Annotated in this window: 22 protein-coding genes; 12 read left to right on the top strand and 10 right to left on the bottom strand. The window is 56.4% G+C overall.

What is annotated here, in order from left to right; genetic code table 11:
* Positions 1-73: 73 nt before the first annotated feature.
* Positions 74-1,339 carry an RsmB/NOP family class I SAM-dependent RNA methyltransferase gene (locus tag BMY44_RS16295; protein WP_089996950.1) on the bottom strand — a complete coding sequence of 422 codons (1,266 nt, stop codon included), beginning with the start codon at positions 1,337-1,339 and terminating at the stop codon, positions 74-76.
* A gap of 67 nt (positions 1,340-1,406) precedes the next feature.
* Here BMY44_RS16295 and BMY44_RS16290 point away from each other — a divergent pair, with 67 nt between their 5' ends.
* Positions 1,407-1,583: a DUF1674 domain-containing protein gene (locus tag BMY44_RS16290; RefSeq protein ID WP_242650584.1), complete on the top strand. Its 177-nt coding sequence runs from the start codon at positions 1,407-1,409 to the stop codon at positions 1,581-1,583.
* Between the two features lie 30 nt (positions 1,584-1,613).
* Here the strand turns inward: BMY44_RS16290 and BMY44_RS16285 are convergent, their stop codons facing one another.
* Together BMY44_RS16285 and dapB are read right to left on the bottom strand one after the other, a co-directional pair.
* Positions 1,614-1,976: a dihydrodipicolinate reductase gene (locus BMY44_RS16285; RefSeq protein WP_089996949.1), complete on the bottom strand. Its 363-nt coding sequence runs from the start codon at positions 1,974-1,976 to the stop codon at positions 1,614-1,616.
* Positions 1,977-2,060: 84 nt separating this feature from the next.
* Positions 2,061-2,870 (bottom strand): 4-hydroxy-tetrahydrodipicolinate reductase, encoded by an 810-nt coding sequence (gene dapB, locus BMY44_RS16280; RefSeq protein WP_089996948.1) that lies wholly within the window; start codon positions 2,868-2,870, stop codon positions 2,061-2,063.
* 97 nt (positions 2,871-2,967) lie between these two features.
* Between dapB and rbfA the strand changes: the two genes are divergently transcribed.
* From rbfA to rpsO, 7 genes are all read left to right on the top strand, one after another.
* Entirely contained in the window at positions 2,968-3,363 is a 396-nt protein-coding gene (rbfA, locus tag BMY44_RS16275) for a 30S ribosome-binding factor RbfA (protein WP_089997219.1), read from the top strand.
* Entirely contained in the window at positions 3,363-4,079 is a 717-nt protein-coding gene (locus BMY44_RS16270) for a phosphodiester glycosidase family protein (protein WP_089996947.1), read from the top strand. Before rbfA ends, BMY44_RS16270 begins: the two co-directional genes overlap by 1 nt.
* Positions 4,080-4,127: 48 nt before the next feature.
* Positions 4,128-5,054: a tRNA pseudouridine(55) synthase TruB gene (truB, locus tag BMY44_RS16265; protein ID WP_089996946.1), complete on the top strand. Its 927-nt coding sequence runs from the start codon at positions 4,128-4,130 to the stop codon at positions 5,052-5,054.
* A gap of 6 nt (positions 5,055-5,060) precedes the next feature.
* Positions 5,061-5,570, top strand: a complete 510-nt coding sequence (locus BMY44_RS16260) for a DUF1643 domain-containing protein (RefSeq protein WP_089996945.1) — start codon at positions 5,061-5,063, stop codon at positions 5,568-5,570.
* A complete protein-coding gene (locus tag BMY44_RS16255) occupies positions 5,567-6,445 on the top strand; it encodes an alpha/beta fold hydrolase (protein ID WP_089996944.1) in 879 nt (292 codons plus the stop codon). Before BMY44_RS16260 ends, BMY44_RS16255 begins: the two co-directional genes overlap by 4 nt.
* 93 nt (positions 6,446-6,538) lie before the next feature.
* Complete coding sequence (locus tag BMY44_RS16250; protein ID WP_165611870.1) at positions 6,539-7,456, top strand: calcium-binding protein; 918 nt, start codon at positions 6,539-6,541, stop codon at positions 7,454-7,456.
* Positions 7,457-7,592: 136 nt separating this feature from the next.
* Complete coding sequence (gene rpsO, locus BMY44_RS16245) at positions 7,593-7,862, top strand: 30S ribosomal protein S15 (protein WP_089996942.1); 270 nt, start codon at positions 7,593-7,595, stop codon at positions 7,860-7,862.
* A gap of 61 nt (positions 7,863-7,923) precedes the next feature.
* Here rpsO and BMY44_RS16240 read toward each other — a convergent pair whose 3' ends face one another.
* Positions 7,924-8,847 carry an endonuclease/exonuclease/phosphatase family protein gene (locus BMY44_RS16240; RefSeq protein ID WP_089996941.1) on the bottom strand — a complete coding sequence of 308 codons (924 nt, stop codon included), beginning with the start codon at positions 8,845-8,847 and terminating at the stop codon, positions 7,924-7,926.
* Positions 8,848-8,856: 9 nt separating this feature from the next.
* Positions 8,857-9,345, bottom strand: coding sequence for a hypothetical protein (locus tag BMY44_RS16235; RefSeq protein WP_089996940.1), 489 nt, complete (start codon positions 9,343-9,345; stop codon positions 8,857-8,859).
* Positions 9,346-9,540: 195 nt separating this feature from the next.
* On the opposite strand from BMY44_RS16235, the gene pnp reads away from it, so the two are divergent.
* A complete protein-coding gene (gene pnp, locus BMY44_RS16230) occupies positions 9,541-11,673 on the top strand; it encodes a polyribonucleotide nucleotidyltransferase (RefSeq protein WP_089996939.1) in 2,133 nt (710 codons plus the stop codon).
* Positions 11,674-11,845: 172 nt separating this feature from the next.
* On the opposite strand, the gene BMY44_RS16225 is transcribed toward pnp, so the two are convergent.
* On the bottom strand, positions 11,846-12,727 hold the full coding sequence (locus BMY44_RS16225; RefSeq protein WP_089996938.1) for a glycosyltransferase family 2 protein: 882 nt from the start codon (positions 12,725-12,727) through the stop codon (positions 11,846-11,848).
* 15 nt (positions 12,728-12,742) lie between these two features.
* A complete protein-coding gene (locus BMY44_RS16220; RefSeq protein ID WP_089996937.1) occupies positions 12,743-13,576 on the bottom strand; it encodes a glycosyltransferase in 834 nt (277 codons plus the stop codon).
* Positions 13,577-13,766: 190 nt separating this feature from the next.
* On the opposite strand from BMY44_RS16220, the gene BMY44_RS16215 reads away from it, so the two are divergent.
* Positions 13,767-14,318: a L,D-transpeptidase gene (locus tag BMY44_RS16215; RefSeq protein ID WP_089996936.1), complete on the top strand. Its 552-nt coding sequence runs from the start codon at positions 13,767-13,769 to the stop codon at positions 14,316-14,318.
* Between the two features lie 66 nt (positions 14,319-14,384).
* The gene (locus tag BMY44_RS16210; protein WP_089996935.1) at positions 14,385-14,921 is read left to right on the top strand and encodes a L,D-transpeptidase; all 537 of its coding nucleotides are present in this window, start codon (positions 14,385-14,387) and stop codon (positions 14,919-14,921) included.
* Between the two features lie 55 nt (positions 14,922-14,976).
* On the opposite strand, the gene BMY44_RS16205 is transcribed toward BMY44_RS16210, so the two are convergent.
* Entirely contained in the window at positions 14,977-15,630 is a 654-nt protein-coding gene (locus BMY44_RS16205; protein WP_089996934.1) for a peroxiredoxin, read from the bottom strand.
* Between the two features lie 124 nt (positions 15,631-15,754).
* On the opposite strand from BMY44_RS16205, the gene BMY44_RS16200 reads away from it, so the two are divergent.
* Entirely contained in the window at positions 15,755-17,197 is a 1,443-nt protein-coding gene (locus BMY44_RS16200; RefSeq protein ID WP_089997218.1) for an aldehyde dehydrogenase family protein, read from the top strand.
* Here BMY44_RS16200 and BMY44_RS16195 read toward each other — a convergent pair.
* Together BMY44_RS16195 and BMY44_RS16190 are read right to left on the bottom strand one after the other, a co-directional pair.
* Entirely contained in the window at positions 17,194-17,841 is a 648-nt protein-coding gene (locus tag BMY44_RS16195) for an RluA family pseudouridine synthase (RefSeq protein WP_089996933.1), read from the bottom strand. The two genes, BMY44_RS16200 and BMY44_RS16195, sit on opposite strands and share 4 nt — an antisense overlap.
* Entirely contained in the window at positions 17,838-18,491 is a 654-nt protein-coding gene (locus tag BMY44_RS16190; RefSeq protein ID WP_089996932.1) for a YggS family pyridoxal phosphate-dependent enzyme, read from the bottom strand. The genes BMY44_RS16195 and BMY44_RS16190 overlap by 4 nt, the downstream gene beginning before the upstream one ends.
* Positions 18,492-18,710: the final 219 nt, after the last annotated feature.

Genomic DNA, 18,710 nt, shown 5'->3' with positions numbered 1-18,710 from the left:
TCAAACTGTTGCCTCGGGTCTGCGCGATTCACGCTTATTGTTGCGCGAAGAATAGCCAAACCGGTGGATCAAGTCACGCAGGCTTTGACAGAACCGCCATATAGAACCCGTCCATCCCGCCCGCTTCCGCCCAGTAATCGGGGCGCAGGCGCAGTCCACCTTCCTCGGTTATCCAGTCGGGGTCGATGCCAGGCCGCGCGAGTGCTGCACGATCCACGGTGAGCTCAGGATGACGCTCAAGTGCCTCTTCGACCTGCACTTCGCCTTCGTCGGGCAAAAGCGAACAAGTGCAGAAAACCAGCCGCCCCCCCGGCTTGACCAATGTCACCGCATGGTCGATCAGGATCGCCTGCTGCGCGATCAGCGCGCCGAATTCCGCGCCATCCTTTGCGTGCGGCAGATCAGGGTGGCGGCGAATCGTTCCGGTTGCCGAGCACGGGGCATCCAGCAACACAGCGTCATATGGATCAGCCTTGAACGCGCGTGCATCGCACACGATTGTTTCTGCCTTGAGACCCGTCCGTTTCAGGTTTTCTTCGACGCGGGCCATGCGTGTTGGCGACAGATCGACTGCGGTGATCGCCGCGCCAGCCGCAGCAAGTTGCAACGTCTTACCGCCCGGCGCGGCGCATAGGTCAAGCACGCGCTGACCTTGCACATCGCCAAGCAGTTTGACTGGCAAAGCCGCGGCTGCGTCCTGCACCCACCAATTCCCTTCGACGAAACCCGGCAGTTTCGATACTTGTCCTGCATCCGCGACACGCACGCTGCCCGTCGGCAGAACCTCGCCGTCTACCGCTGCCGCAACGGCTTTTGCGTCCGCTTTCGCCGTCAGATCAAGCGGTGCACCCGCAAAATGAGCCTTTTCGATGCCATTCATCGCCTTGCGTCCCCAGGCCGCGACCAGCGGTTGCCGTAGCCACGGCGGAGTCACAGGGACGGGTAGCTGTTCCCATGCCGCGGGGTCCACCTTGCGCAAGACTGCATTCACCAAACCCTTCAGGGACTGCGTACGCTTGTTACGACCAACGATTTCGACATAGGCATTCACGACGCCGTGGGCCGCACCCCCGCCGACGAGTTCGATTGCACCGAGGCGCAGGGCATTGCGCACGAATATCGGCGGGTTCTTTTGCAGGAACGGCTTGAGTAGTCGATCTGCCCGATCGAGCCCCCTCAGTGTTTCGGTAACCAATCGTTGCGCGGTCGCCCGGTCTTCGGGGGCCAGTTGATCAAGCACGCCCGACCCCAGCAATTCGGACAGCAATCGCCCTTCAGTGGTGATCTGCTGCAGCATCTGGTGCGCCGCGCGACGGGCAGGCATCCCGGTTTGTGTCATGGTGTCACTCTTGTCTGGATCGATCCCGGAGGTATATCAGAGTGATATGCCCCACAAGGACGCAACCATGAGCCAGAATGAGTCCGATCTTCCAGCCGCAGCCCAGCGCGCCCTTGCAGAAGCCGAGGAACGCCGCAAGAAAGCCAAGGAAATGCAATTGCCACCAGAATTGGGTGGCCGCGATGGTCCCGAGCCCGTTCGCTACGGCGACTGGGAAAAAAAAGGCATCGCCATCGACTTTTAGGTAGGCACCTTTGGATGATTTGGCAGCCGATCAGCGCAAGCGGAATGACGCGCTGTCACCGGCACCCTGATCTATTGTGAAGCGCATATCGTTCCCTGCGACTTCGACCAACTGGCAGTTATACGGGATTGGATCGCCACCCCAACTCATCTCGCGGCAGAAAAAACCGTCCTGCCAGCTCCACGTGCCGGTGATGTCCCAGCCGGCACCTGTGCCTGCGATCGTGCCGTCGGGGCTGACAGCAAGGTTTACCGCATACAAGCGATTCGACAGGTTCTTGCCAGCAAGCAGAGACAGGAACTCTGCCTTGTCGGTGACCGGACGATAATCTTGCGCGGCCGCAGGCGCGGCAGACATGATGGCCAGCAGGCCGCCAACAAATGCGTTTTTCATAACCGACTCCGTCGCTGTTTGGTGTTCTTACGGCACGAGACCCAAACTGGTTCAGTTATGCGATATCAAACGGATGTGAGGTGCCTATAGCCCCAGAACATCGACCATATCATATTCGCCGGGTGACTTGTCCTGGCCCCAAAGTGCGGCCTTTAGGGCACCCTTTGCGAAAACGGTGCGGTCCATTGCACGATGCCGGAGTGTGATCTGCTCGCTTTTTGCTGCAAAGAGAACGTCGTGATCACCAACGATATCGCCCCCGCGAATTGCGGCGAACCCGATATTGCCGCGCATTCTTGCACCTGTCATGCCGTCACGACCGCTGTCGCGTACATCAGCCAGCTTGACGCCTCGCCCTTCGGCGGCCGCCTCTCCCAACATCAAAGCGGTGCCGGAAGGCGCGTCGACCTTCTGGTTATGGTGCGCTTCGATGATTTCGATATCGAAATCCTCATCCAGTGCTGCGGCAACTTTCTTTGTCAGTTGCACAAGCAGATTTACCCCCAGCGACATGTTTCCCGCACGGACAATGACCGCGTGGCGCGCGGCCGCGTTGATCGCCTTCAGGTCGGCTTCGGTCAAACCAGTTGTTCCGATGACGTGAACTGCGCGGGCCTGCGCCGCAAGTCCGGCAAATGCGACTGTTGCGGCGGGTGCGGTGAAGTCGATCACCGCTTGCGCCTTGGCGAACACCTCGACCGGATCGTCTGTCACGAGGACATCGATCGCAGCACCACCCATCGCTTCGCCAATATCGCGACCGATCCAGTCATGCCCTGCCCGTTCGAGCGCTCCGACAAGCCGCGCTGCCCCGCTTTCGGCGATTGTTCTGACAAGCATCTGGCCCATGCGGCCGGATGCGCCTGTGACAACGATGCCCGGAAGTTCTGACATATCGCGTTCCTTTAATTTCCGATCCTGTCTTAGCGGCCTGTCGCTGAAGTGCAAAGCCCTGCTTGGCAACTGACGCATGACCGCTTAGATGGTGGCTATGGCAAAGAACAAGAATTCCACCGGCGGTGCGCCGTCACAACGCCAGCTGCGCGTGGGCGAAGTCATCCGGCGGCGGCTGTCAGAGCTGCTGCAACGTGGCGATATTCACGACCCCGACCTTGAACGCATGTCGATCACAGTCGGCGAAGTTCGCTGTTCACCTGATCTGTCTATTGCGACAGCCTATGTGCTGCCGCTTGGTGGCCAAGGTCAGGAAGAAGCGCTGGCCGCGCTGCGCAAGAACCGTCATGAGATCCGCAAACAGGTGAGCAAGGCGCTAACGATCAAGTTTGCGCCGGAAATCCGTTTCGCCATCGACGACACATATGACCGCATGGATGCAACCCGTCGCCTTTTGGCTGACGAACACGTGCGGCAGGATCTCGACGACTGATGCGCCTGCTTGTTGCGCTGTTCATGCTTTTGGCGACGCCCGCTGCAGCTGTCCTGTGCGAAGACCTAACCTTTCAAGGCAACAGTTATACGATCTGCACCGTGAACGCCGCGACCGAAAACCTGCGCCTGTTCCACACCGGCCAGAACGGAGAAGTCTACGGCCAGTTCGATGCCATTCAGGCGACGCTGGATGTAGAAACCCTGTCATTCGCGATGAACGCCGGCATGTATCATAGTGATCGCAGCCCAGTCGGTCTTTATCAGGAAGACGGCGCAATCGTTTCGCAGATCGTCTCCTCGGATGGGCCGGGCAATTTCGGACTGCTGCCCAATGGTGTTCTTTGTATCAACGATGACAGCGCGCGGGTCATCGAAACGCTGCAGTTTATCGAATCTGCGCGCCAGTGCCGCGACGCGACGCAATCCGGCCCGATGCTGGTCATTGACGGCGCACTGCACCCACGTTTCATCCCCAATGGGTCTTCCAAATTCATTCGTAATGGAGCGGGCACCAGCCCGGACGGCAAAACCGCCTATTTCGCCATTTCCAACGATGCTGTAAATTTTCATAGTTTTGGTTTGCTGTTCCGCGATTACCTGCAGGTTGATCAAGCGCTTTACTTTGATGGGAAAGTCTCTCGTCTTCACGCCCCGCAACTTGGCCGATCAGACTTTGGATTCCAGTTGGGGCCGATCATCGGCGTGATTGACTAGTCCTTGGTGGGACGCTAGCAGGCGCGTTCCAATCGCATGAGGACAGCAATGGCACGCAAACGTAAAGGCCGTGATATTTCAGGCTGGCTTGTGGTAGATAAACCCGCCGGAATGACCTCCACCGCCATCGTCAACAAGGTGCGCTGGGCGATGGATGCCAAGAAGGCAGGCCATGCAGGAACACTCGACCCAGAAGCCACCGGAGTTCTGGCCATCGCGCTTGGCGAGGCGACAAAGACCGTGCCTTACATCACTGATGCGCTGAAGGCCTATACATTTACCGTGCGGCTTGGGCAGGCGACCAATACCGACGACGCTGAGGGCGAGGTCATCGCCGAAAGCGATGCGCGCCCGTCGGATGACGAGATCAAGCAAGCCCTTGGTCAATTTGTCGGCGACATCATGCAGGTTCCACCGCAGTTCTCTGCCGTCAAGATTGACGGGGAGCGCGCCTACAAGAAAGCGCGCGACGGGGAAGAGATGGATCTTGCCGCGCGCCAGCTTTGGGTCGAGGAATTGTTGCATGTCGACCGTCCTGATCCTGACCACGTGACGCTTGAAATGACTTGCGGCAAAGGCGGGTATGTACGCTCTATCGCCCGTGATCTGGGCAAGGCGCTAGGCTGTTTCGGACATGTGCGCGAATTGCGCCGTACGTGGTCCGGTCCTTTCAAGGCCGAAGATGGCGTTTCGGTCGAAACGATTGATGCGCAAGCTAAAACCGGTGCACTTGATGCTTATCTTGTACCGCTAGAAGCAGGGCTGGAAGATCTCCCCGAGGTCCGCTGTTTGCAGGACAGCGTCGCGAAACTGCGCAACGGCAACGCGGCCCCCGTTATCGCCAGTGAACTTGAATTTGGGGACGAGTGCTGGGCGTCATATGATGGCAAGGCTGTCGCGGTCGGGATCTATCGCGGCGGCATGATGCACCCCAGCCGTGTTTTCACAACTTTGGATCAGAGTGAAGTCCTTTAGCGTCCGATGATAGTCAGGGAACATCGAGCAGACGGGACGCATTCGGTCGTCAGCTACTCTGACTGCCAAAAGTATCGCTATGCCCTGACGCGGACGTGGGACAGTGCGGGGCAGCGGCTGCTGATCGTCATGCTGAATCCGTCAAAGGCGGACGAAATTGCCAATGATCCGACCGTGGAACGCTGCGAGCGGCGGGCCCGTACGCTCGGCTTTGGATCGTTTCGCGTTCTTAACATCTTTGCTTGGCGGGACACCGATCCGTTCCAGATGCGCAATCGCCGGTGGCCCGTCGGTCCCGAAAACGATGCTGTTCTGAGTGAAGGCGCGAATTGGGCCGATATGATCCTTGCAGCATGGGGCGTACACGGCGCGCATCGTGGGCGCGGGCCATGTGTTGCCAGAACGCTCGCTGCGGCGGGCAAGCCGCTGACGCATTTGGGGCTGACAAAAGACGGTCATCCACGCCATCCTTTGTATGTCAGTTACAAAACACAGCCGGAGGTTTGGGACATATGATTGATGGCTTCGAATGCATTCGCGTCGATTGCGGCGATATCAGTCTGTCTGTCCATCGGGCAGGTCAGGGTGAACCGCTTCTCCTGCTGCATGGCTATCCGCAAAACCATCATTGCTGGGGAAAGGTTGCACCACAGTTCGCCCAAAACTTCGACGTCATTGTACCGGATCTAAGGGGATATGGGGACAGCGATGCGCCGCCTGACGATGAGCTCCATACAGTCTATGCCAAGCGCACGATGGCGAATGACATCGCGCACCTGATGGATAAGCTGGGGATCGCGCAGGCACATATTCTGGGACATGACCGCGGCGGGCGTGTTGCTTATCGCTTTGCGCTTGATCATCCCGAGCGGGTCAAGAAATTGGGTATCATCGAAATTGTACCGACAGGTGATTTCTGGGCCCATTGGAATGCCGATTTGGCCTTGAAAGGGTATCACTGGACGTTTCTGGCGCAGCCATATCCGCTGCCTGAACGGATGATTGGCGCTGACCCTGCCGCCTATATCGAATGGACGCTGGCAGCTTGGACACTGAGTAAGTCGCTTGATGTTTTTTCGCCCGAAGCCTTGCAAAGCTATTGCGCGCAGGCCGCCGATCCTGCGCACTTGCATGCAATGTGTGCCGACTACAGGGCGGGTGCCACGTACGACCGACGGCTGGATGAGGCGGAAACTGGACGCATTTCAGCGCCGCTTCACTTTCTGTGGGCAGAGAGCGGTTTTCCTGCGCATACCGGTGATCCTTCTGCGATCTGGCGCAAGTGGGCGACTTATGTGAGCGACACAAGCTGCATTTCGGGCCACTTTGCGATGGAGGAGAATCCGCAGGCCGTACTTGATGCATTCATTCCGTTCTTCACCGCTGGTTAACCAGCGAGTCGAAAATATCACCATTCCTACAACGACTTGCGCTATTGTCCGATGACCATTTGGGTCGGGGCGACTCAGACATTAGGTGCACCTATGCTTGCTATTCTTGGATTGATCGGCGTTGCAATTTCTGCATTGGTCATCATGGACACGGACAATACCGATGATGATCTGACGCTGGAAAGCGATAGCGATACCTTGGGTGCAAGTGGTCGGCCCGCCCCCATCGTCGCGGTGTCTGACATCGTTTTTTCCGATGATCTTGAATCCGAAGAGGAAAGCGCATTCAGCGACGCGGCCGAAACGGTCACAATTCCTGATGGTGGCGGCGATCCGGTGTTTGCGAAAGGTGGCGACGATACGGTGACCGGTAGCGACAGTGCCGACCATATCGACGGACAAGACGGTGATGACGCTTTGTTTGGCAACGGTGGCGATGATGCGCTCGAAGGCGGGCGCGGGAACGATTTGATCAGGGGCGGAGATGGTAACGATGTGATCGCGGGCCATGTCGGGGACGATCAGCTATTTGGCGATGACGGCGACGATCAGATTATGGGTGGCGATGGAAACGACCTTCTTGATGGTGGCGAAGGCGATGACTCTCTGCAGGGATATCTTGGCAAAGATACTCTGATCGGCGGCAATGGGAGCGATACGCTGTTTGGCGGAGCCGACGATGATGTTCTCGACGGGCGAGGGGACGATTCGCGCGACTATCTGAATGGCGGTGCCGGGGATGATTTGCTGTATGGCGGGGCTGCAGACGTGCTGAACGGCGGCGGCGGGGCTGACGTCTTTAACCTCACCAGTGATGCAGATGCATTTGTTGGTGACTTCAGCGAAACCGACGACATGCTTGAAATCGTGTACGAAGGGGCGATCCCGCCCGCTTTGTCGACCCATCTGACGGATGATGGGCTTGAGGTGATGGCAGACGGCGAAGTGGTGGCGACACTCGGCGGCATCACACAACTTGATCTGGTCCATGTCAGACTGATCGCAGCCTAAGAAAACGCTTTTCTTTTTAGAGGAATCCTCCTAAACGCACGCATCCGCTGGGTTTGCGCCCTGTGGTTTGCTTTTTAGGGCCTTGCTGGACGACATCCCGGCTCGCGCCGTCCACACTCTAGATAAGGAGATCCCGATGTCGATTACTGCCGAAGACAAAACACGTATCATGAAGGAATTCGCGACCAAAGAGGGCGACACAGGTTCCCCCGAAGTTCAGGTTGCAATCCTGTCCAGCCGCATCGCGACGCTGACAGAGCACTTCAAGACACATAAGAAAGACAACCACGGCCGCCGTGGTCTTTTGAAGATGGTGGCCCTGCGCCGCAAGCTTCTGGACTACACCAAAGCCAAAGACGAAGCCCGTTATCAGTCGTTGATTGAGCGTCTGGGCCTGCGCCGCTAATTCCGTAAGGAACACGTTGACGAAATTGAACGCTCGCCATCTGGCGAGCGTTTTTCTTTTGCTAGCTGTCTGTCGATCCCAAAACGAAATCTGCAACAAGTGGATAGTGATCCGTCGGCCAGACGTCGTTGAATTTCTCGCGCAGCACGAATGGCCCACCCGTCAGCGACGCTGCACCGACATAGCCAATGTGGTCAATCGCACCGAACAGATTGATCCCACGATCAAAATGATAGGTTGCGCCATCGACAGGCACAAAGACGACGCCTTCATCCTCAAGAATGCCAAGCGCCGCAGACCCAAGGCGCGCGTTAAGATCGCCCACAGCAAACACCGTCTCTCTCGCTGAAATCCAAGGCCGAATCCTTTCGGCCACCAGCGCAATTGATTGCAAGCGGTTTGAACGGCTGCGGTAATCGGTATGGATATTGATGACGCAAAAGTCCTGCCCGTTCTGCGCATCTTCGAACAGCGCCCATGAAGCAAAAGCCGGGTACGACCCATTGAATGTCCGCGCATAGATGACATCCGGTGTATCCGAAAAGAAAAACCAGCCCTGATCCAGCACCTTGAAACGATCGCGCCGATACAGAATGGGCTGCGTTGACGGAAACGTATCAACCGGCCCAACAGCAGCCGCAGCATAATCAGGATTGTTTGCCAGCAACCAATCAAGCGCGAGATTGACGTCGCTTTCGGACCGACCCGCAAAGCTTTCCATTTCCTGGAAGGCGATGATGTCTGCGTCAACGGCCTTGAATGCCTGATCCATCGGCACTTTGCGCCGCTCCCAATCACCAAGTGACCAAGGGCCGGTCTCCTCTTGCATGATGATGTAATGAACGTTGTAGGTTGCAAGCCGCAGCATTTGTGCCGAGGCAACCGGCACGGGTTCACTGCCTGAATTGCGGATGTGCTGGCATCCGGTAATCGTCAGCAATGCCAGAAGGGTCGCCAGACTTGCCTTCATCAGTTTTATCATCATTTGTCCCGTCTAGTTACACGCGACCCAGCTGAAATCTTTCCAGCATTGTCCCGCTCTTGTTTTCGCGGCCCACAGACCGCCGTCGCCATAGGCCCAATCAACAGACCCGACATCACAGGTCAGTTCCGCGACGACCGTTTCGCCCTGCATGATCAGGATACCGCCTCGGGTTGGCTCTGGTTCGTCGCTGTCATTGAACATCCGCTCAAAGGCTGCGGAGACTTCATAGCTATAGTCGCCGTTGTAGAAAACCATTCCCTCCCAGATGGCGCGACCCACACCGGGCCAAGGCGTGTAATCCGCGTCGGTGATCGGGACGCGCAGCGCAAGTTCTGGCGTGCCACCCGAGGGTCCAAAACGATAGGTCACATCGCTGCCTTCAAGGCAGACCACCATTTCCTTCTTGCCGCCGTTAAAGGTGCAGCTTTGCACCAATTCAGCGCAGGCGAAGACCGGGTTTGCGATCAGACCAATCAGGCAGGCCAGAAATCCACGCATTATTCACCCCCTTTGCCATGCGGCACAGTTTCGCCATTAGTTTACGGCCCCTTTCCAAGGGAACCAATATCCGATATGGCCCGCCCATCTTGGAAGCCCGGCGCCCGGACCCCAGCGCCGCACAAAGAAGATACCGGGGTCAGTGGGAATACGCCCACTACGCAAAAGGGCTGCGGCCCAACTAGGAAAACATACATGTTTAACGAAGTAAAAAAATCGATGGAGTGGGGCGAAGAAACGCTCACCCTCGAAACCGGCAAGGTTGCCCGTCAGGCAGACGGATCAGTCATTGCCACGCTGGGCGAAACCAGCGTTATGGCCAACGTCACGTTCGCCAAGAAACCAAAGCCCGGTCAGGATTTCTTTCCTCTGACCGTGCATTATCAAGAGAAGTATTACGCCGCCGGTAAAGTCCCTGGTGGTTTTTTCAAGCGCGAAGCCCGTCCCACAGAGAAAGAGACGCTGACCGCCCGCTTGATCGACCGTCCGATCCGTCCGTTGTTTGTCCCCGGCTTCAAGAACGAAGTTCTGGTGATGTGCACGGTGCTGTCACACGATCTGGTCAATGATCCGGACATGGTGGCGATGATCGCTGCCTCTGCCGCGCTGACCATTTCCGGTGCGCCTTTCATGGGCCCAATTGCGGCTTGTCGCGTGGGTTTTGAGGATGGCGAATATATCCTGAACCCTGAGATGGATGACATGCACAATCTGCGCATGAACCCGGAGCAGCGTTTGGATCTTGTCGTTGCCGGTACAAAAGACGCCGTCATGATGGTTGAGTCCGAAGCCTATGAGCTGACCGAGGACGAAATGCTGGGTGCTGTGACTTTTGCACATGAGCAAATCCAGCCGGTCATCGACCTGATCATTGATCTGGCCGAAGACTGTGCGAAAGAGCCGTTCGACTTCCAGCCGCCAGATTACACCGACCTTTACAAGGCTGTAGAAAAAGCTGGCAAGAAAGAGATGGCGAAGGCCTATGCCATCCTCGACAAGCAAGAGCGCACAGCAGCCGTATCAGCGGCAAAAGAAGCGATTGTTGCCAGCCTGACTGAAGACCAGCAGGCCGACGAAAACCTTGGTTCCGCATTGAAGAAGCTGGAATCCGGCGTTCTGCGTGGCGCGGTTGTCAAGGACAGCAAGCGTATCGACGGACGTAAGCTGGACGAGATCCGTGAAATCGTGTCCGAAACGGGCATTCTGCCCCGGACCCACGGCTCTGCTCTGTTTACACGCGGCGAAACCCAAGGTCTGGTCGTTACAACGCTAGGAACCGGCGATGATGAGCAAATGATCGACGCGCTGTCCGGCATGTACAAGTCGAACTTCATGCTGCACTACAACTTCCCACCATATTCGGTTGGTGAAGCCGGTCGCGTGGGCCCTCCGGGTCGTCGTGAGATCGGTCACGGTAAATTGGCTTGGCGTGCGTTGCAGGCTGTTCTGCCTGCCCCGACAGATTTCCCATACACTATTCGTCTGGTGTCAGAGATCACTGAATCCAACGGTTCGTCCTCAATGGCATCCGTTTGTGGTGGGTCCCTGTCGATGATGGATGCGGGTGTTCCGCTGAAGTCCGCCGTAGCAGGTGTGGCGATGGGTCTTGTCATGGAAGATGACGGTTCCTATGCGATCCTGTCCGACATTCTGGGTGACGAAGACCACCTTGGTGATATGGACTTCAAGGTGGCTGGTACTGAGAACGGCATCACATCCTTGCAGATGGACATCAAGATTGCAGGTATCACACCTGAAATCATGAAGAAGGCGCTTGAGCAGGCGAAAGCCGGTCGTCTTCACATTCTTGGTGAGATGGGCAAGGCACTGACAGGCGCTAAAGATCTGGGCGTTCACGCACCCAAGATCGAAACGATGAACATTCCGACAGACAAGATCCGTGAAGTGATCGGGTCCGGCGGTAAAGTTATTCGTGAGATCGTCGAAGTCTCCGGTGCAAAGGTCGACATTAACGATGACGGCGTGATCAAGCTGGCGTCCAACGACGCTGACGCGATCAAGAAAGCCTATGACATGATCTATTCCATCGTGGCAGAGCCGGAAGAAGGTAAAGTCTACAAAGGAACTGTCGTCAAACTTGTCGACTTTGGTGCTTTCGTGAACTTCTTTGGCAAGCGCGATGGTCTGGTCCACGTGTCCCAGATCGAGAACCGCCGCCTGAATCACCCATCCGACGTTCTGAAAGAAGGTCAGGAAGTCTGGGTCAAGCTGCTTGGCTTTGATGATCGTGGTAAGGTACGCCTGTCGATGAAGGTCGTCGATCAGGAGTCCGGCGAAGAAGTCAAGAAAGAGGAAACCGCTGAATAAGCGTTTCCCAATCTGAATTTGGAAAGCCCCGATGGAAACATCGGGGCTTTTCGTTTCTGAAACGACGCGGCGGCGCCGGCGGCAACGCTGGCTATGCTGGCCGGGTGAGTACCGCAGCCTGTCTGCGAAAATCCATTTTCAACAGTTCGCCCCGGCCATGCGCCGGGGCATTTTACTGGCGGCGCCCTTGCGGCCCGCCGAGATAACGCAGTTTGAACAAAACGCCAGCCTCGTGCAGACGCAATCGGTAGTCAAATTCCAGCAGCGCAAGGCGTTGAAATAGCACTAGATTTGGTTCTGAGCAGATCCGATATGCATTCCGGACTGACGGAAAGATATACTTCAAAGGCGAAACGTATGATTTTAGTTTGTCGCGGTTCTTCATGATGAATTTGCCTTCTGCGACCCGTCCTCGCTTCTTGGCATGTGCTGCAAAACTGTCGCGTGCAGGATGGCGGACGCACATGTTGGGCAGGTAAAGGATCGGATACCCGGCCTTTTCTGCCCTTTGGTTCCATTCCTTGTCGCCGCTGGACATCAGTTCAGCGTTGAACGGTCCGACTGCTTCGAAAACAGACCGTCGCACCAAAAGGTTGGCCGTCGCAGCGTAACCGTGGACTACATAGCGTTCCTGTCTGAGGTTGAAGACCCGATCATAAAGCTCTGGCGTCGTCCAATCCTTTTTGGCCGGGAACAGTTTCACGGCCCCACCAAACCGCGTTATGTCGGGGTGATTTTCAAGCGGGTCCAGCCCGTTCGCAATCCAATCTGGTTCCGGGATGCAATCTGAGTCCGTGAAAAAGACAGCGTCGCCCTGAGCCACTTGCAAGGCGGCATTCCGTGCTGCGTAGGACCCCGGTTTGCTTTCCCAAACGACGCGTGCGTTAGGTGGTAGCGACAGACTGTCTGGCACAACATCATCACGGTTGTTATTGGCGACGATGATTTCGAACTCGGATGGCGAAACGGTCTGCAGCGCAAGCGCATCAAGGCAACGTTGGATGCCGTCCCAATCGCGAAACGTGGGAATAATAACCGTCGCGCGGATCATCATTTGGAGTGCGTTCTGTCAGGCACGTGCTGGCCCCTTAACGATTCCATTCTCGGTCCAGGTGCGGCCTGAAGTTCTGACCCCCTGGATCAAAGCTTTGTGGCGCTTGATCTTTTCGGGGTCCTTGTAGCCACGAGGATGATCCTGATGCACAAGTGGAGCGGTGTAGCGCAAATGCCGCCCCTTTGTACCGTTATTCTGCAGTCGGATTCCCAATTCCTTATCAAGTCCCCCGTACTTGATGCTTTCGTCGAAACCGTTCACGGCGAGAATATCTTCGCGAAACGCCGACCAGTTCGCACCGCACAGTGCCTTTTGGACGGGAGTCAGAACATCCAGAAGGTTCTGGAGAGGCATCGGAAACGGCATTGTTTTCAGCCACGTTCCCAGACGGTCAATCGCCCCACGTGTCTTGAGCCAGTTGCGATCATAGACGCGACCAGAGATGATATCATCCTCTGTCAGTGCCTTGGTTGTAGGATCGTCAAGCCGGATCAGGCTGCCGGTGCAGAACCTGCCACGCTGCGCCAACGCGCGATGTCGGGCAAGAAATGATGGGTGAATCAAAACGTCCCCGTCGATGAAAAACAGAAATTCTGCTTCCGATGTCGCGATAGCCCTGTTCAGAATCGCGCATTTCTCAAAGCCGTTGTCAGCGTGCCAGACGTGACGGATTGCAACGGGCGCAAATCGCGTTTTGAAATCCTCGATGAGCTTCGCCGTTTCGGGGCCAGAACCGTCGTCCGCGATGCAGATACTGTCTGGCATGACGGTCTGTTGCAGAACGGATTCAAGGCAAAGCGCAAGCGCGCGCGTGCTGTTGTACGTGGTCATGATCAGTTCTGACCGCATGTTGTGCACCTTATTTTGCCTTTTTTGACCTATGCTTCATTTTTGCGGATGCCTCAAGCACAGCGGGTGTTGCGCGATCTCCGCACTGGGTGCATTTTCACCGGCGGCCACATTCCTGCCGCTTTTCATTTACAGGATGCAGGGTAATTCGCACGCAAGGTTGCGAAAACTCGAGCAGGAAAAAAGATACATGCTGACACGTCGAACATTCGTCGCTTCTGCGGCCGCGTCCCTTTTGGCGACTCCGGCATTGGCCACAACGGTTCGCCTTCCGCGCAAATTCATGCCGCAAGAAGTTGCTGTCAATCCAGCGCTTCCCGCAGGTGAAATCCATGTCATCAAGAACGATTTTCACCTTTACTGGACGCTCGGAGATGGCCGGGCGCGTCGCTATGGAATCGCACTTGGGAATGAGGGTCGCAACTATACCGGTGTTTTGACGATCCGCCGCAAGGCCGAATGGCCAAGCTGGCGCCCGACGCAAAACATGATTGACCTCGAACCCGATCTTTATGGTCCCTTTCGCAACGGTCTTCCCGGCGGACACGAAATGAACCCGATGGGCGCAAGGGCGCTGTATCTTTATAATGGCCGGGTCGATACGTACTATCGCATCCATGGCACTCCGCAGCCCTGGACGATCGGGCAGAATTACTCGTCAGGATGCGTACGTTTGATCAACGAACATGTGTCAGAGCTCTACGCCATGGTTCCCGTTGGTACGCACGTCTACATCTTCTGACGATTTGAACCTGATTTTAACTTTCGCCTGAAAAAGTACCCCAACGCAGCATGGGGTGCTTTTTTGATGAAACGACGTGATTTCCTGACAGGTTTCGCCGCTTGTACAGCGCTTTCCAGCACCGCGGACGCCGGTAATATCTATGATCGGCATATCGTGACGATGAACCGGTCATATCCGGCCGGCCAAATCCATGTAAACACGACGCAACGCTTTCTTTACCTGACAACCGGTGGGAACCGGGCGCTGCGCTATGGTGTTGCAGTCGGTGCGGCGGGGCGCGAATTTCGTGGGCAGGCAACCATCAGCCGCAAGGCGATGTGGCCAAGCTGGCGACCAACGCAGAACATGATCCGTCAAGAACCTGCGGTCTATGGACCGTTCCGCGCGGGATTGCCCGGGCGCCATCCGCAAAACCCGATGGGGGCAGCCGCGCTTTATCTCGCGCAGGGCGGACACGAAACATTTTATCGCATTCATGGGACGCATCAGCCTTGGTCTATCGGACAGGGGTTTTCATCAGGCTGTGTGAGGCTGACCAATGAAAACGTTACCGACCTTTACCAACGGGTCCGAACGGGCACGCAGGTCTTTGTCACCTGACTGCGCCCGGATCAGAATGGGGCAGGTCCACGTCGGGCCTGCCCCATGAATCGCCTCAGTCTTTCAACTTTGTCGTCCGCAGATATGGCAGGACAGTCGTGAAATCGCCGAACTTTGCTTGCGCGTCTTCATTTGAAACGGTCGCTGGAATGATCACGTCGTCGCCGACATTCCAGTTCGCAGGCGTTGCGACGCCCTTGCCAATTGATGTTTGCAAGCCATCCAGTGCACGCAGAACTTCTGCAAAATTTCGACCAACAGTCATCGGGTAGGTCATGGACAGTTTCAACTGCTTGTCAGGGCCGATGATAAAGACAGAGCGCACTGTTGCACTATCGGCAGGCGTGCGTCCATCTGGCAGATAGGCTTCGGCAGGCAACATGTCGAAAGCCTTGGAGACTTCCAGACCGGCATCCGCGATGATCGGAAAACCTGCCTTTGTACCGGCGACTTTTTCAATGTCGCCTTTCCACTTTTTGTGATCTTCGACGCCATCAACGGAAACACCGATCACCTTTGTGCCGCGCTTTTCCCATTCGTCGGCAAGCTGTGCCACGGCTCCGAATTCTGTAGTGCAGACCGGTGTGAAGTCTTTTGGGTGAGAGAACAGGATCGCCCAGCTGTCACCGATCCAATCGTGCAAGGCGAATGTGCCGTGATCGGTCTCGACTGTCAGGTTCGGGATCGTGTCATTAATACGCAGGGACATGGGGCAGCTCCTTTGATTGATGCCTTTGCACCATACATAAGATCATCCGATGGCGGATGCTACAGGTGCTTGTGCCCTTTCACTGTTGGTGCAAATGTGGGCCGTCACACAAAAGGGAATTGCCATGCGCAACGACAAGCATTTCTATATCAACGGGGCGTGGGTCGCACCGAAAACACCGCGGGATTGCGACGTGATCGACCCCGCGACCGAAGAAGTGTGCGCCGTTATTTCACTGGGGGATCAGGCTGACACCGACGCGGCCGTTCATGCGGCGAAAGCAGCATTTTCAACTTGGTCCGCATCTGATCCGAAAACACGTGCAGGCTACGTTCGGGCCATTCTGGAACAGTATGAATCCCGCGTTGACGAAATGGCAGAAGCCATCCGGCAAGAGATGGGCGCACCGATTGATCTTGCCCGCGACTCGCAAGCACCGTGTCTGCCCTGGCACCTTCAAGGCTTTCTTGATGCTTTCGAAGACATGGTTTGGGACCGCCCGCTGCGCGACGACACGCCAAATGACCGTATCATTCTCGAGCCCATCGGCGTCGTCGGACTCATCACGCCTTGGAACTGGCCGATGAACCAGGTCACGCTGAAGGTCATTCCTGCTTTGCTTGCCGGTTGTACTATCGTGTTGAAACCGTCCGAGGAAGCACCCCTCTCATCGCTGCTTTTTGCTGAATTCGTCCATGACGCAGGCGTGCCGCCTGGTGTCTTCAACCTTGTCAATGGGGATGGTGCGGGTGTCGGCAATCAGCTTTCTTCACATCCCGATGTCGCGATGATCAGCTTTACCGGATCGACCCGCGCAGGAAAGGCCATTTCGAAAGCAGCCGCCGAATCGTTGAAACGCGTCACGCTCGAGTTGGGCGGCAAAGGGGCGAACGTCATCTTCGCTGATGCCGACGAAAAGGCCGTCAAGCGTGGCGTCATCCATTGCATGCAGAATACAGGGCAGTCCTGTAATGCCCCGACCCGTATGCTGGTCGAGGAAAGTATTTATGAGCAAACTGTCGCACAGGCTGCAGAGGTTGCCGACAGCATCAAGGTTGGCCCGACCACCGAAAGCGGGCGACATATCGGTCCTGTCGTGAACAAAACCCAGTGGGACAAGATTCAGGATATGATCGAGGTTGGCGTGAAAGAAGGCGCACGCCTCGTTGCCGGCGGCCCCGGTTTGCCCGAAGGCGTGAACCGTGGGTATTATGTGCGCCCTACCGTTTTTGCAGATGTGAAGAATGACATGCGCATCTCGCAGGAAGAAATTTTTGGTCCCGTTCTGTCAATCATTCCGTTCAAAGATGAAGCCGACGCTATCGCGATTGCCAATGACACAGCGTACGGGCTGACGAACTATGTCCAATCACAGGACGGTGCCCGCCGTAACCGCATGGCGCGTGCGCTGAAATCAGGCATGGTCGAAATGAACGGCCAGTCGCGGTCGAACGGATCTCCGTTCGGGGGCATGAAGATGTCGGGTCGCGCGCGAGAAGGCGGGCATTGGGGAATCGAGGAATTCCTTGAAGTCAAAGCCGTCTCGGGCTGGGATCCGTCCGCTTAGAACGGAGCTTTGGCTGTGATCCGCATCCCCTGACCACCGTCAGGATGACGGAATTGCAGCGTTTCCGAATGCAGCATAAGGCGCGGGAAATCTCGCGCCTTTCCTTCTGCATAGAAAGGATCGCCCAGGATGGGGTGTCCCATGGCCAGCATGTGCACCCGAAGTTGATGCGACCGTCCCGTTTTTGGCATCAGCCGCACACGCGTTTCCCCATTGCCTTTGCGCATGACGCGCCAATCCGTCACGGCCTGCCTTCCGTTTTCGTGATCGACCATCTGCTTGGGACGGTTGGGCCAATCGACGATGAGTGGCAAATCAACGGTCCCTGTCTTTTCCGCGATATCCCCCCAAACCCGCGCGACATAGGTCTTTTTCGTGTATCGCTTTTCAAACTGAAGCCCGAGGTGCCGTTGTGCATGAGGTGTCAGGGCAAAGACCATCACCCCCGATGTGTCGCGATCCAGCCTGTGCACCAAGAGCGCTGTCGGAAACACTGCCTGAACACGCGCTATCAGGCAATCAGACAGGTGATCGCCCTTGCCCGGCACCGAAAGCAGACCGCTTGGCTTGTTAACCAGCAAGACTTCATGATCGTCGTGCAGGATATCAAGCGGGTCCTGCGGAGGGTTGTAGTCGTCGTTCATCCGTAGTCGCGTTCGCCAAAAATAGCGGACCCGACGCGAATATGAGTCGCCCCGAGCGCGATAGCGGTCTCGAAATCGCTGCTCATGCCCATCGAGAGGCCGTTCAGCCCGTTGCGTTCAGCAATCTTGCCAAGCAACGCAAAATGCAGTGACGGTTCCTCTTCAACAGGCGGTATACACATCAGCCCTTTGATCGGCAGATCCATGCCTTGCGCCTCTGCAATGAATTGATCGGCTTCTTCCGGAAGCACCCCGGCCTTTTGTGGTTCTTCTCCAGTGTTCACCTGAATGAACAGATCAGGACATTTGCCTAACTCCTGCGCGAGCCGCGCGATCGTATTTGCGAGCTTCGGGCGATCGAGCGTGTGGATGCTGTCGGCAAGTTCCATCGCCTGCCGCGCCTTGTTGGTCTGTAGGGGTCCGATCAGATGCAAATCGATTCCCTGGTAGGTTTTGCGGAAATCCGGCCATTTGCTTGCGGCCTCCTGCACCTTGTTCTCCCCGAAGATTCTGTGACCTTCTTCCAACACCGCAACGACTCGCTCGTGCGGTTGCACCTTTGAAACCGCGATCAGAGTGACGGCGTCCGATGCCCGTCCCGACTTATCCACAGCCTTTGCGATACGTGCGTTTATCTCTGCTAGGGACACAGCAGTCTCCTGTAATCGTTGGAAGTTTCCAATGGAGGTAGGAAATAGTGCGTCTGACGGGGAATGTCATGCAAGAAGGGCAACAAAACCGTGTGTGGCCTTCGTGCATCATTTATCTCCGACACGGCTAAACACTTGGTAATTATCTTGAGTGTGCAGGCTTAGAGGCGCAAATACATCATCAATGCCGGAATACTGGCATCTCTGGGAATGCAAACA

The organism is Cognatiyoonia koreensis (assembly GCF_900109295.1).
Taxonomy (GTDB): domain Bacteria; phylum Pseudomonadota; class Alphaproteobacteria; order Rhodobacterales; family Rhodobacteraceae; genus Cognatiyoonia; species Cognatiyoonia koreensis.
This window is presented reverse-complemented; position numbering and strand designations above follow the sequence as displayed.